We start from the raw sequence: 13,182 nt of genomic DNA, 5'->3' as shown, positions 1-13,182 counted from the left end.
CCCACCTCACTTGACGTGTGACATTTTCCCACTTATGGGAAACAAAGATACCTCGGGACGCAACGCACGCTTGCGGGCGCTGACGTCGCGGGGCCCGGCACTGCCGCCATCGATACGGACCGCTGCATGACATCTGCCCGATTCGACCTCGCGATCGCAGAAGCCTGCCGGATCGCCCAGGTTCCCTACGAGGAGTTCGTGTCGACGGTGATGGCGGGCGGCTATCCCTGCCTGCCGGGCGTGGTTCCCGGCACGCCGCGCCGCTTCGACGAAATCGATTTGCTGGCGCTGTACATCTACGGCCGCCTGCTCGCCTTCGGCTTCGGTGCCCTGCGCTCCGGCGAATATGCCAGCCGCGCGCATGCCGGCCTCTGCACCGAGCCGCGGGCGAAATCGATCTCGATCGCGCTGACGTCGGACGGCGGCAAGCGCGTCGTCATCGAGCAGGACCTGCAGCGGCCCGTCGCCGCGATGCTGCCCGAGCGAATCCATTTCGACATCGCCGCCATCAGGCTTCAGCTGCAGGCGTCCGCCGCGAGCAACGCGGCCGAGCCGGCCTGACGCTCCGCTAGACACTTCCGCATTGGTTCCTCGGTCGCGCGAGGTTGCGGCGCGAGCGTACCGTCATGCGCGCCGATCCCTCCCCCGCAAAAAAGTTGTCCACCGCCATACGTGGGACATAATCCCACACTTTAGTCCGACGTCATTGACGTGTGAAATTTTCCCACGTATCCAGAATCCGTTCAGCAGGGAATCCGACGCAATGTCTCTTCGTTCGGTCCGGTTCGCCGCCACCACACTCCGCTTCACGCCGCAGGCGTCTTGCTGGTTCACGCCGCAGGCGCCCTGCGGCCCGATCGAGCCGGTGTTTCCGGCGCTGCTGCGTTCCGCGGTGTTCTTCGCCGCGCTGGCGCTGCCGTTCGTTCTCGCCCTGTACGCAGCATGATCCGGATCGAGCCGCCCATGATCGTCGTCAACGAGCCGGCCCGGCGTCCATCGGTGCTGCACATCTTCAAGGTCTACTACCCCGACCTGTTCGGCGGCACGCTGACGGTGATCCGCGACATCTGCGCTGGGCTGAAGGACACCTTCAACGCCGCCGTACTGGTCTGCTCGCGCTCCGGCGGCGAGCGGCAGATCGTGGTCAACGACGTTGCCGTCGAGCGCGTGCATTCGTTCGGCGACGTGCTGTCGCTGCCGGCGGCGCCGACCTACCCGTGGCGGCTGTGGCGCCGCATCGCCGATCACGATCTGCTGGCGCTGCACGCGCCCTTCCCGCTCGCCGACCTCGTGTTCGCGTTCGGGCTCGGCCGCACCCGTCCGCTGGTCGTGCACTGGCACGCCGACATCGTCTCGCACGCGGCGTTGCGCTTTCTCGTCGAGCCGATGATGCGGCGGACCTTGCGGCGCGCCGCGGCGATCATCGTGTCCGATCCGGTGCTGATCGAAACCGCACCGCTGCTGCAGGAATTTGCCGACAAATGCCACGCCGTTCCATTTGGTGTGGACGTTGCGAAATATGACCGGCCGGCCGCGCAAATGGACGACGTCAACATCCGCGGCCGCCTGGTCCTCGCCTGCGGACGGCTCGTCCCCTACAAGGGCTTCGACGTGCTGGTGCGATCAGCCCATGCCCGCAACTTCGAGGTCTGGATCGTCGGCGAGGGCCGCGAGCGCGAGAATCTCGAGCAGCTGATCCGCGACTATGGCCTGCAGGACCGCGTCCGCCTGCTCGGCTCGGTGTCCGAGAGCGAGCGCGTCAAGCTGATGCGCATCGCCGACGTGTTCGTGATGCCGTCGGTGACAAATGCCGAGACTTTCGGCCTGGTGCAGCTCGAGGCGATGGCCGCGAGCCGCCCCATCGTCAACACCGCGCTCGACACCGGCGTTCCGCATGTCGCCCGGCACGGCCTCGAAGCCATCACGGTGCCGCCCGGCGATCCCACCGCACTCGCCGACGCCATCGAGACGCTGATCAACGATCCGGAGCGGCGCCGCCGCATGGGTCAGGCCGCGCGGCATCGCGCGATGACAGAATACTCGACAACAGCCTTCAAGGAGGGAGTGGAGACGGTGTACCGCAAGGTCGTTGCCGAAGAGGCCGCCACGAAGGATGCAGGCTCGTCAGCCCCAGGCTTGCATCCCCAAATGGCCGGTCGCGTCGGCGCGATCCGGATCGCCGCCGCGCTGGCATGGTCCGACATGCGGCATCGTTACGTCCGCTCCCTCCTTGGACCCTTCTGGATGTCGATCCAGATGGCGATCATGGTGGCCGTGCTCGGCTCGGTCATCGGCCATCTCTCCAACGCCAGCGCGGTGGCGCGGCTGCCGATGCTGGCCGCGAGCCTCACGGCCTGGACCTTCCTCAACAGCGTCGTGCTCGACGCCACCACCGCGTTGCAGAACTCGGCCAGCCTGATCAAGGATCGCGCGCTGCCGCCGGTGATCTTCCTGCTGCAATGTACTTTCCGGCAGGCACTGTTCGCGGCCCACAACGCGGTCGTGCCGTTGGTGCTGTGGCTCGCGCTGACGCCGCGCGATTTCAGCGGCGCCATCGCCGCCCTGCCCGGCTTCGCTTTGTTCGTCGCTTGTACAATGGCCCTGAGCCTCGTGCTCGGCGCACTGGCGACGCGCTACCGCGATATCAAGCCGATCATCGAGTCCTCGCTGACGCTGGCATTCCTGGCTTCGCCGATCATCTGGACATCGGAGATGATCGATCGCGGCTCGACCGTGATGCGGCTCAATCCGCTGACCCATCTGTTCGCGATCTGGCGGGATCCGCTGGCGACCGATCACGTCGCGATGACGAGCGTGATCTATGTGCTGGCCTGCCTCGCCGCGCTCGCGGTCGCCGCGACCGTCACCATCGTGCACCTGCGCAAAGCGGCGTTCTGGATCTAGCACATGGCAAGCATCCAGCTCCGCGACGTCTGCCTCGATTATCCGCTGTACGGCGCCTACGACTTCTCGCTGAAGCGCCGCCTGCTCGGCCGCCTGTTCCGCCGGAGCAGCGAGATGCGCACCATCCGCGCGGTCGACAACATCTCGATCGAGGCGAAGGCCGGCGCCCGCATCGGCCTCGCCGGCCCGAACGGCTCCGGCAAGTCCACCCTGCTGCGGCTGATCGCGGGCGTGTTCCCGGCCAGCAGCGGCCAAGTCGAGATATCGGGCAACATCGTGCCGCTGCTCGGCCTCGGTGCCGGCGTCAATCTCGATTTCGTCGCCGCCGACAATATCAACCTGCTGCTGCGGATCTCTGGGCGCACGCCGACGCCGGCGATCCTGGACGAGATCTGGGCCTTCACGGAGCTGGAGCCGCGCATGCAGCGGCTGCCGCTGCGCATGTTCTCGTCGGGCATGCTGATGCGCGTGCTGTTCGCGACCGCGACCGCGTTTCCCGCCGACATCCTGCTGCTCGACGAATGGCTCAGCGTGGTCGACGAGAACTTTTCGGCCAAGGCGGAGCAGCGGCTGCGCAGGATGGTCGAGACCGCGGCAATCGTGATCATCGCCTCGCACGACCACGCGCTGCTGCGGCGGACCTGCAACAGCATCATCAACCTCGATCACGGCCGCATCGCCAGCACCGTTGCGCTGGATGCGCCCGTCCCGCATCACCTCGAGCTCAGAGAAATAAGCGCATGACAAAGATCCTGGTCGTCAGCGAGGCGCTCGGCGAGCCCAACCACAAGCGCGGGATTTTCCATTTCACGCGCGAGCTGATCCGCTCGCTGGCCGGCGACGGTCATGCCCTGACCCTCGTGGTGGAGACGACGCGCCGGTACCGGAAGCTGCGCCGCAGGCAGCAGCGGACGCGCCTGCTGCCCGAGGACTCGCGGCTGATCGAGCTGCTCGCGCTGTATCGTTACCTCGATGAAACCGACATGAGCTCGCCGATCATGCGCGGCGGCCTGCGTCGCACCGTCGACTGGTTCAAGCACAAGCTCGACGCGGCGACCTCGCTGGAATTCATCATCGCCTTCCTGCGCTCGATTCATCTGCTGCCGACCAGCGTCAAGCTGATCGAGAACCGGACCGAGGGCCTCGAATACATTCCGACCGATCTGCGCCATCTCGAGCTGTTCGGCGATTTCCTGCTTGAACCCGGCTTCTACACCTATCAGGACACGTCAGCCCTGACCCGGTTGCCCCCGCCGCGGGTCGATGCGCGCGACTACGACGTCATTCTCATCGACACGCCGACCCGGGTCGCGATCCAGCGCCGCCCGGGCGCAAAGGTGATCTGCGTGGTGCACGACCTGCTGCCGATCACCGATCTCAAGCTGGACGACATCGCCACCCGCCTGTTCCTGTCGCGCCTTTTCACCAGCGTGCATCAGGCCGATGAGCTCGCCTTCGTCTCGAACTACAGCATGAACCGCTTCCGCGCCCTGCTCCCGCAATATGCGCACATTCCGGCGCGGGTGGTCTATCCGCGGACCCGTTTCGATGTGGCGGAAGCGCCGCCTGCGCCGGTGCCGGCCACCGTCTCGGCACGACCGAGCTTCGTCGTCATCGTCTCGAATGAGCCCCGCAAGAACCTCGCGGCCGTCATCCGCGCCTTCCGCAAGCTGCCGCAGGCCGATCTCGTCGTGATCGGCTATGCCGGTGGCGCCAACCAGGCGCGTAATCTGCCGAAGAACGTTCGTTTCTCCGGCTATGTCGATGAGAACGAGAAGGCGGCGCTGATCGCGGGCGCGCATGGCCTGATCATGCCGAGCCTGGCCGAAGGCTTCGGGGTCCCGATCATCGAGGCATTCGCGGCCAACACGCCGGTGCTGTGCTCGGACATTGCCGTGTTCCGCGAGGTCGCGGGCGAGCTCGCCGACTATTTCGATCCGTTCTCGACCGAATCGATCTGCGCCTCGGTGAGGCGTGTGCTGGCACAGCACGAGCAATGGCGCGACCGCATCCACGAGCGCCGGACCGAACTCGCCGAGCGCTTCGGCCACCACACCCAGGCGCGCGACCTGCTGGCCCATCGGGCTGCCCCGGACGTCGCGGCGGCCGCCGCGGCTCTCACCGCCGCGATGACGAACTTCAGCGGCGCGACCGTGCACGGCGTGTGACCGGTCATGAGCACCGATTCCGACGCCTTTGGCCTCGCCATCGAACCGCCAGCACGATGGCGCGACCGCGGCCGCGCCTGGTGCGATTCCCCCGCCTATACCCGCGCCATCGACATCCTGATCGCGCTGGCCGCAGCCGCGCTGCCGTGGTCGACGACGGCGCTCGCCGTCTTCATGCTGCTGTGGCTTGTCGTCGTGATCCCGACCATCGACTGGGAGCAGTTCATTCTCGACCTTGCGCAGCCGGCCTTTGCATTGCCGATCGCGCTGGTCGCGCTCGCGGTGATCGGCGTGGCGTGGTCGGAGGCAGGCTGGGCCGAGCGGCTGCACGGCATCAAGCCGCTCAGCAAGCTGTTGCTGCTGCCGTTCCTGCTCGGCTACTTCCGGCACTCGCAGCGCGGGTTCTGCGTGTTCGCCGCCTTCCTGGCGTCGTGCACGCTGCTGATGATCCTGTCCTGGATCGTGCTGGCGCTGCCGCAGCTCAAGCTCGCGCACACCGCATCCGACGGCGTGCCGGTCAAGAACTACCTCGATCAAAGCCAGGAATTCGCGCTCTGTGCCTTCGCGCTGGCGCTGCCGGCGTTGACGGCGCTGCGGGCCCGGCAATGGCGGATCGCCGCCGGCGCCATTGCGCTGATGCTGCTGTTCGTCGTCAACATGCTCTACGTCGTGTCGGCGCGGACCGCGCTGGTCTACATGCCGGCGCTGCTGATCCTGTTCGCCTCGCTGCATCTGTCGCGTCGCGCCACGCGGCTTCTGTTCGCCGGTGTCGCCGTAACCAGCCTCGTGGTCTGGACCACGTCGCCCTATCTGCGCCAGCGCATCGCCGACGTCGGCATCGAGTATCGCGCGCAGGATACCTCGGGCATCGCCTCCACGGCGCAGCGCCTGACCTATTGGCGGAAGTCGGTGAAGTTCATCGCCGCGGCGCCATGGCTCGGGCACGGCACCGGCTCGATCCAACATATGTTCACGCAGGACGCGGTCGGACGGGCTGGCCTCGAGGCCGAGGTGATCAACAACCCGCACAACCAGACCCTCAATGTCGCGATCCAGTGGGGATTGATCGGCATCCTGCTGCTGTACGCAATGTGGACCAGCCACGTCAGGCTGTTCGCCGGCCGCGACCTCGTGAGCTGGATCGGGCTCGCCATCGTCGTGCAGAACATCACGAGCTCGCTGCTCAATTCGCATCTCGCCGATTTTCACGAGGGCTGGATGTACGTGATCGGCGTCGGCGTCACCGGCGGCATGGCGCTGCGCGCCCGCCGGCCGGAGAAGATCGTCGCGGCAGGTCCCACGCCAGCCAACTGAAACGGACTTCCCTGCACCCACGACCCGTGCAACACACTCGATGTCGTCCCGGGCAAGCGAAGCGCGACCCGGGGACCCATAACCACAAAATGCTCGTTGTTGCACGACGCTGGAGCCACGGCTCGGTTCAGCAACACGCGCCAATGGTTATGGGTCCCGGCTTTCGCCGGGACGACAGTGGTGTTTGCCGAGCCAGCGCCGCCCACATAGCGACCAAGCCCCCTACCGCGACGCCTCGTGCCCGACCTCGCCCGTGATGACGTCGCCGAACAGCTCCCACGCCTCGCCGTTGAACCGCATCAGCTGCATCTGTTCGATCGGAAAGTAATCGTCCGCGGAGGTATTGACCATGACGCCGGGCAGCATCAGGTCGGAGTGGAAGTTCTTCAGGCTGGCGGCCTGCTTCATGACGTTCTCGCGCGTGAGATTGTCGCCGCACTGCTTCAGCACCTGCACCATCGCCTCGGCCTGCACATAGCCATAGAGGTTGTTGGCGTTGCCTTTGTCGCCGTCGGGATAATACTTGTCCATGAAGGCGCGCCAGCTCGAGACCGCCGGATCCTTGTCCCAGGTCGGATCGGTCGGGTCCTTCAGATAGGCCGTCGAGATGATGCCCTTGGAATATTCCAACCCCGCCGGCTTCAGCACCGAGGCGACCGAGGTCGCGGTGTTGGCGAGAAAGAATTTCGGCTTCCAGCCGAGCTCGCCGACCTTGCGGATCGCCTGGGCCGAGCCCTTCGGCGCCGCCCAGGAGAAGAAGATGTCGGCGCCGGAATCGTGCAGCGCGACGATTTGCGAGTCGATCGAGGGATCGGACACCTCGTAGGACTTGTCGGCGATGATCATGTTGGCCTTGTCGCCGAGCCCGTCCTTCAGGCCCTTGAACTGATCCTTGCCGGCGTCGTCGTTCTGCCAGAACACCGCGATCTTGCTGTTGGGGAATTTGTCGCGGATATATTTCGCATAGATTCGCCCCTCGCTCTGGTAGTTGGGCTGAAAGCCCATCGTCCAGGGGAAGTTCTTGGGGTCGCCGAATTTGGTGCCGCCGGAGGCAACGAACAATTGCGGCACCTTCTTGGCATTCATGTATTTCATGATCGCCGAATTGGAGGGCGTGCCGAGCGGCTGGAAGATCAGCAGCACCTCGTCGCTCTCGACCAGCTTGCGCGCCTGCTCGATCGCCTTCGGCGGCGAATAGGCGTCGTCGTAGCTGATGAAATTGACCTTGCGGCCGTTGATGCCGCCCTGCTCGTTGATCATCTTGAAGAACGCGGCCTCGGTCTTGCCGATCACGCCATAGGACGAGGCCGGGCCGCTGTATGGCATGATGTTGCCGATCTTGATTTCGCCATCGGTCGCGCCGGGGTCGTATTTCTTCTGCGCAGCGGCCGAGGTCGCGGTCAGTGCGACCGAGGTCGCGATCAGTGCGGCACTTGCGAACGCCGCGATTGCGCCAATATATCCAGAACGAGCCGGCATCGTTTTCTCCCGATTTTTGTCGTTGGTTTTGGCGGCAAGTCTCGCAAGGGACGCATGTGCTGGCAAGCGCTGGGTATTTCCGTTGGGCGAAACGGCATTGTTGCCTGGCGTTAATTGTGATTGAAGGTCGGTCTGGGGACCACGAGTCGAGGCGTTCTGATTGCGTAAACCGGACATCCGTACCGGTCCGCGGCACCCGCGTGTTGCGGCCGCGGGCTATGAGATCACGCGCCGCGTCGGCGAGGCTCTGCTGGCGCAGCGCGGCCTGCACAAGGTCAATGGCAGGTTCGCGCAGCGCACGATCGCCTCGATCCGCGACAAGCTGCAGCGCGGCGAGACCGTCTACATCGCAGGCCTCGCCTGCCCCGGCACGCACAACACCGGGGTCGCGCTGATCGAGGTCACCCAGAAGGACGGCCCGCGCCTGATCGTCAACAACGAGGAAGAGCGCTTCTCCGGCAACAAGCACACCAACGAATTCCCGCAGCACGCGCTCGACGACATGCGCAAGGTGTTGCAGCGGATGGGCCGCGACATCGGCGACATCGCCGCCTTCGTCACGACATGGGACTATCCCGCGCTGCTGGCGATGCTGATCCGCACCTCGCTGGAGGAAGCGCCGGCCAGCCTGAAATTGCTGAGCGCGCCGATCGCGCCCGCGATCAATCTGCGTGAGATGGACCAGGTGCGGCGGATCGCGCGCAGGCTCGGCAGGATGTACGGGCTCGGCAAGAAGCTGCCGCTGATCTGCATGCCGCATCACGACAATCACGCCTGGTACTCGCTCACGGCCTCGCCGTTCGCCGATCTGCAAGAGCGCGTTGCGATCGCCGTGCTCGACGGCACCGGCGATGTCGGCTCGCTCTCGCTCTACGTCGCCGAGGACGGCGAGATGAAGCAGCTCTATTGCAACGAGAGCCTGTTCGACTCGCTCGGCGCCTTCTACACCGTGATCTCGTCGAGCCAGGGCGGCTGGACCTGGCTCTCCAGCGAAGGCCGCTACATGGGCGCCGCCGCCTGGGGCGACATGAACCGCGCCACCAATCCGTATTATCAGCGGTTGAAGCAGGTGCTGCATCTCGGGCCCGACGGCACCGTGCAGCTCAATCGCGCGATGGCCAACTGGTATGCCGATCCCGCCGACAATCCCTATCACCAGCCGTTGATCGATATTCTTGGGCCCCCGCTGCGGCCGGACCAGCTGTGGAATCCCGACGCCGTGCTGCGCGTCGAGGACATCCATCACCGCCCCGACACAAAGGACCGCGTCGACAAGGCGGCCGCGACGCAACTGGTGTTCGAGGACGCGATGATCCATGTCATCGATCATCTGCTGCGCGTCACCGGTACCGACCGCCTGGTGCTGACCGGCGGCGTGGCGCTCAACGCGCTCGGCAACATGCGGCTGCTCGAGCATTTCGACGAGGCGTGGTTCGAACATGCGCAGCAGCGCAAGACGCGGCTGCACATGTGGGTGCCGCCGGTGCCCGGCGATCCCGGCGTGCCGATCGGCGCGGCGTGGCTGCTCGCCCATATGGCGGGCGCCCCGCGCGGCGCGCCGCTTTCGCACGCATTCTATTGCGGCCTGCCGCCCTCGAACGCCGACATCACCGAAGCGCTGCGCGCCGACGACGTCGCCTCGACCGAGATCGGCAACGTCGCGACATCGGAGGGACGCGACGCGATTGCCGATCTGATGGCCAGCATGGTGGCGCAGGGCGGCGTGATCGCGATCTACCAGGGCGCGGCCGAGACCGGTCCGCGCGCGCTCGGCCACCGCTCGATCCTCGCCAATCCCTGCGACCCCGAGGTGCGCGAGCGGCTCAACGAGCGCGTCAAGTATCGCGAGGCGATCCGGCCGCTGGCGCCGATGGCGACGCTTGAGGCGGCGCGCGACTATTTCGAACTGGAAGACGGCGCCTCCGACGCCGACTACAACGCCTACAACTACATGGTGCTCACGGCGCATTCGAAGCCGGAGGCGCGCGCGAAGATTCCGGCCGTGGTGCATGCCGACGGCACCGGCCGCATCCAGATCGTGCGCGAGGCGGACGATCCCCTCACCTACGCCTATCTGAAGGCGCTCGGCCGCCATATCGGCGTCGAGATGTCGGTCAACACGTCGTTCAACGTCGCTGGCCCGATCGCGCAGACGCCGGCGCAGGCGATGGACACGCTGCGCCGTTCCAAGGGGCTCGATGCCGTGGTGCTGGTTGCCGATGACGGCACCGCCTATGCCGCCTGGCATGGCGGCGAGCGCGACAGCGGACGCTTCAGCGGATGGTATGCGGCGTGGAAGCGGGCGCGCGGCTGAACCAGGCCAGCACGCGCCCGTCGATCAATAGCAGCGCGCTCGCGATCACGAGCGCGCCGATCACCTCGCGCAGCGCGATCGGCTCGCCCAGCACGAGATATCCGAGCAGCATCGCGGTGACCGGAATGAGCAGCGTCACCAGCATCACATTGGTCGCACCGGAGCGCTGCAGGATCTGGAAGAACACGATGTAGGCCAGCGCCGTCGACAGCGCGGCGAGGCCAAGCACCGCGAGCCATGTCGTCACGTGCGGCATCGGCAGCAGCAACGGCCGCTCGGCTACGCCGGCGACGACGGCCATCATCACGCTGGAGGCCATCATCTGGAACGTCGCCGTGCCCAGCGGCGGCACGCGCTGCGGCAGCCGTCGCCCGACGAGCGCCGCGATGCCGTAGCTGAAGGCGCCCGCGAGGCACAGCAGGATGCCGATGCCTTGCCTGCTCTCGAACCCGAGCGCGTCGCCATGCAGGATCGCAACCCCGATAAGTCCGACCACCACGCCCGCCACGCGGCGCGCCTGCAGCCGCTCCTCGCCGGCCGCCGCCATCACGACCACCGCAAACAGCGGCGTCGTCGCATTGAGGATCGAGGCCAGCCCGCTTGGAATATAGGTCTGCCCGAACACGATCAGCGAGAACGGCAGCGCGTTGTTGAACAATCCCATCGCGAAGAACGGCGCCCAGCCGGACACCCCGCGCGGAAACTCGATCTTCCTAACCCGTAGCAGCGGCAGCAGGATGATTGCGCCGAGCGCAACGCGCAGCAGCACCAGGGTCAGCGGCGGCAATTCGCGCAGGATCACGCCGTTGAAGAAGAACGAGCCGCCCCACAGCACCGACAGCAGGCCGAGCAGCCCCCAGTCGCGGCGATCGATGCTGTTGTCGGCGGAAGCCATGGCGGGCACTCATCTGCGCTGGCGCGGATGCCTAGCCGCCCCGGGCCGCGATGGCCACCCGATTTCCGTGAATGGCTGGTCCGCCTATTTCGGCCGCGACACGATCTCGATCATCTGGCCCTCGTCGGCGTCGGGCGCATGGGCCTTCGCCCTGTCGTAGGCGGCGAGCGCGGCGCGGCTCACGGGTACGCCGGGCAGCAATGTCTCGGCCAGCCGCACCGCATATTCCGCATCCTTGTGGCGCAGCGCCGCGGTGAACGACGCACCGGAGAAATTGCGGTCGATCATCCGCTTGCTGTGGCGGATCACCTGCGGGCTTGCAACCGCTCCGGTCGCGAGCGCCTCAGCCACCAATTGCATGTCGAGACCGGCCTGCTCGGCGATCGCCACGCCCTCGGCGAGGCTCGCGATCTGCACCGCGCCGATCAGGTTGTTGATCAGCTTGAACACGGTGCCGGTGCCGACCGCGCCGAAATGACGGATCGTGCTGCTGATCGGCGCGAGGAACGGTTGCGCACGTTCGAGGTCGGCCGGATCGGCGCCCACCAGCAGCGTCAGCTTGCCGCTGGCCGCCGCCTCCGGCAGGCCGGTGACCGGGCAATCGATGTAGATCAGGCCGCGGCTCCGCAACTCGCCTGCCATCTCAATCGTGTGCTGATACGAGACCGTGGAACATTCGATCGCGAGCGTGCCGGCCTTCATCGTGGCGGCGGCGCCGTCCCTGGTCAGCCAGACGTCGCGCGATGCCGCATCGTCGGCGACCATGGTGACGACCGCATCGGCGTCGATCGCGGCATCCTCCGGCGAGGTCGCCCACAGCGCGCCGCGCGCGATCAGGTCCTCGGCCTTGGCCTTGCTGCGATTCCACACCGCAACCGTGAAGCCGGCATCGAGGTAACGGCCGGCCATGCCGTGGCCCATGCGTCCCAATCCGATGAAAGCGACGCGCGGCATGGCTTAATCCACATCCTCGACCGAGCCGGGCCCGGTGCCGAAGGCACGCTGCGCCAGCGTCGCCGCCATGAATTCATCGAGGTCACCGTCGAGCACCCCCGACGTGTCGGAGGTCTGCACGCCTGTCCGCAGGTCCTTCACCATCTGATAGGGCTGCAGCACATAGGAGCGGATCTGGTGGCCCCAGCCGATATCGGTCTTGGCGGCCTGGTCGGCAGCGGCCTGCTCCTCGCGCTTCTTCAGCTCGATCTCGTAGAGCCGCGCGCGCAGCATATCCCAGGCCTGCGCCCGGTTCTTGTGCTGGGAGCGGCCGGCCTGGCAGACCACCGCGATGCCGGTCGGGATGTGCGTCAGGCGCACCGCCGACTCGGTCTTGTTGACGTGCTGACCGCCGGCGCCGCCCGACCGCATGGTGTCGGTGCGGACATCGGACTCCTTGATCTCGATCTTGATGCTGTCGTCGATCACGGGGAAAATCTGCACCGACGAGAACGAGGTGTGCCGCCGCGCATTCGAATCGAACGGCGAGATGCGCACCAGGCGATGCACGCCGGCCTCGGTCTTCAGCCAGCCATAGGCGTTGTGGCCGGAGATCTGGATGGTCGCCGACTTGATGCCGGCCTCTTCGCCCTGGGACTCTTCGAGGAACTCGATCTTGAAGCCGTGCTTCTCCGCCCAGCGCGTGTACATGCGCAGTAGCATCTGCGCCCAATCCTGGCTCTCGGTGCCGCCGGCGCCGGCATGGACTTCGAGATAGGAATCGAACTTGTCGGCCTCGCCGGAGAGCAGCGCTTCCAGCTCGCGCCGGGCGACCTCCTTCTTGAGGTCCTTGAGCGCCTTCTCGGCGTCGGCAACCACGCCCGCGTCGTTCTCGGCCTCGCCGAGCTCGATCATGCCGATCTGGTCCTCGAGCTCGCGCTCGACCTTGCCGATGCCCGAGAGCGCATCCTCCAGCGAGGTGCGCTCCTGCATCAGCCGCTGGGCCTTCTGGGGATCGTTCCAGAGATTGGAATCTTCTGCGAGCTTGTTCAGCTCAGCGAGGCGTGCCGTCGATTGTTCGACGTCAAAGATGCCTCCTCAGCAGCCCGACTGACTGCTTGATCTCTTCAACAAGGCGTTCGATTTCCGCGCGCATGATCTTTCAGGTGTTGGCT

The 13,182-nt window shown here is 66.1% G+C and carries 11 protein-coding genes; 7 read left to right on the top strand and 4 right to left on the bottom strand.

Annotated features, from left to right (window positions below; genetic code table 11):
* The first annotated feature begins 126 nt into the window (after positions 1–126).
* From ACVILL_RS31375 to ACVILL_RS31350, 6 genes are all read left to right on the top strand, one after another.
* A complete protein-coding gene (locus ACVILL_RS31375; protein ID WP_456732600.1) occupies positions 127–561 on the top strand; it encodes a hypothetical protein in 435 nt (144 codons plus the stop codon).
* A gap of 202 nt (positions 562–763) precedes the next feature.
* Positions 764–946 carry a hypothetical protein gene (locus tag ACVILL_RS31370; RefSeq protein WP_456732599.1) on the top strand — a complete coding sequence of 61 codons (183 nt, stop codon included), beginning with the start codon at positions 764–766 and terminating at the stop codon, positions 944–946.
* Between the two features lie 17 nt (positions 947–963).
* Positions 964–2,904, top strand: a complete 1,941-nt coding sequence (locus ACVILL_RS31365) for a glycosyltransferase (RefSeq protein ID WP_456732598.1) — start codon at positions 964–966, stop codon at positions 2,902–2,904.
* 3 nt (positions 2,905–2,907) lie between these two features.
* Complete coding sequence (locus ACVILL_RS31360) at positions 2,908–3,648, top strand: ABC transporter ATP-binding protein (RefSeq protein ID WP_456732597.1); 741 nt, start codon at positions 2,908–2,910, stop codon at positions 3,646–3,648.
* A complete protein-coding gene (locus ACVILL_RS31355; RefSeq protein WP_456732596.1) occupies positions 3,645–5,072 on the top strand; it encodes a glycosyltransferase family 4 protein in 1,428 nt (475 codons plus the stop codon). The genes ACVILL_RS31360 and ACVILL_RS31355 overlap by 4 nt, the downstream gene beginning before the upstream one ends.
* Before the next feature lie 6 nt (positions 5,073–5,078).
* On the top strand, positions 5,079–6,386 hold the full coding sequence (locus ACVILL_RS31350) for an O-antigen ligase family protein (RefSeq protein WP_456732595.1): 1,308 nt from the start codon (positions 5,079–5,081) through the stop codon (positions 6,384–6,386).
* 222 nt (positions 6,387–6,608) lie between these two features.
* Here ACVILL_RS31350 and ACVILL_RS31345 read toward each other — a convergent pair whose 3' ends face one another.
* Positions 6,609–7,865 carry an ABC transporter substrate-binding protein gene (locus tag ACVILL_RS31345; RefSeq protein WP_456732594.1) on the bottom strand — a complete coding sequence of 419 codons (1,257 nt, stop codon included), beginning with the start codon at positions 7,863–7,865 and terminating at the stop codon, positions 6,609–6,611.
* Between the two features lie 160 nt (positions 7,866–8,025).
* Here ACVILL_RS31345 and ACVILL_RS31340 point away from each other — a divergent pair, with 160 nt between their 5' ends.
* Positions 8,026–10,179 (top strand): carbamoyltransferase C-terminal domain-containing protein, encoded by a 2,154-nt coding sequence (locus ACVILL_RS31340; RefSeq protein ID WP_456732593.1) that lies wholly within the window; start codon positions 8,026–8,028, stop codon positions 10,177–10,179.
* Here ACVILL_RS31340 and ACVILL_RS31335 read toward each other — a convergent pair.
* The 3 genes from ACVILL_RS31335 to prfB all read right to left on the bottom strand — a co-directional run bounded on the left by ACVILL_RS31335 (position 10,139) and on the right by prfB (position 13,163).
* A complete protein-coding gene (locus ACVILL_RS31335) occupies positions 10,139–11,074 on the bottom strand; it encodes a DMT family transporter (RefSeq protein ID WP_456732592.1) in 936 nt (311 codons plus the stop codon). The genes ACVILL_RS31340 and ACVILL_RS31335 overlap by 41 nt on opposite strands.
* An 84-nt stretch (positions 11,075–11,158) precedes the next feature.
* Positions 11,159–12,028, bottom strand: coding sequence for an NAD(P)-dependent oxidoreductase (locus tag ACVILL_RS31330; RefSeq protein ID WP_456732591.1), 870 nt, complete (start codon positions 12,026–12,028; stop codon positions 11,159–11,161).
* Positions 12,029–12,031: 3 nt separating this feature from the next.
* A protein-coding gene (gene prfB, locus ACVILL_RS31325) for a peptide chain release factor 2 (RefSeq protein WP_456732590.1) occupies positions 12,032–13,163 on the bottom strand; the annotation gives its coding sequence in 2 pieces (ribosomal slippage) (positions 12,032–13,093 and positions 13,095–13,163; 1,131 coding nt in all).
* Between the last annotated feature and the right edge of the window lie 19 nt (positions 13,164–13,182).

The sequence above is a fragment of the Bradyrhizobium sp. USDA 3364 genome (genome assembly GCF_054056355.1).
Note: the sequence above shows the minus strand (reverse complement) of the source record. Positions and strands in the feature narration are given on the sequence as shown.

Coding starts and splice junctions, on each gene's coding strand:
- ACVILL_RS31375 (WP_456732600.1), top strand. CDS start 127: ATGACATCTGCCCGATTCGACCTCGCGATCGCAGAAGCCTGCCGGATC.
- ACVILL_RS31370 (WP_456732599.1), top strand. CDS start 764: ATGTCTCTTCGTTCGGTCCGGTTCGCCGCCACCACACTCCGCTTCACG.
- ACVILL_RS31365 (WP_456732598.1), top strand. CDS start 964: ATGATCGTCGTCAACGAGCCGGCCCGGCGTCCATCGGTGCTGCACATC.
- ACVILL_RS31360 (WP_456732597.1), top strand. CDS start 2,908: ATGGCAAGCATCCAGCTCCGCGACGTCTGCCTCGATTATCCGCTGTAC.
- ACVILL_RS31355 (WP_456732596.1), top strand. CDS start 3,645: ATGACAAAGATCCTGGTCGTCAGCGAGGCGCTCGGCGAGCCCAACCAC.
- ACVILL_RS31350 (WP_456732595.1), top strand. CDS start 5,079: ATGAGCACCGATTCCGACGCCTTTGGCCTCGCCATCGAACCGCCAGCA.
- ACVILL_RS31345 (WP_456732594.1), bottom strand. CDS start 7,865: ATGCCGGCTCGTTCTGGATATATTGGCGCAATCGCGGCGTTCGCAAGT.
- ACVILL_RS31335 (WP_456732592.1), bottom strand. CDS start 11,074: ATGGCTTCCGCCGACAACAGCATCGATCGCCGCGACTGGGGGCTGCTC.
- ACVILL_RS31330 (WP_456732591.1), bottom strand. CDS start 12,028: ATGCCGCGCGTCGCTTTCATCGGATTGGGACGCATGGGCCACGGCATG.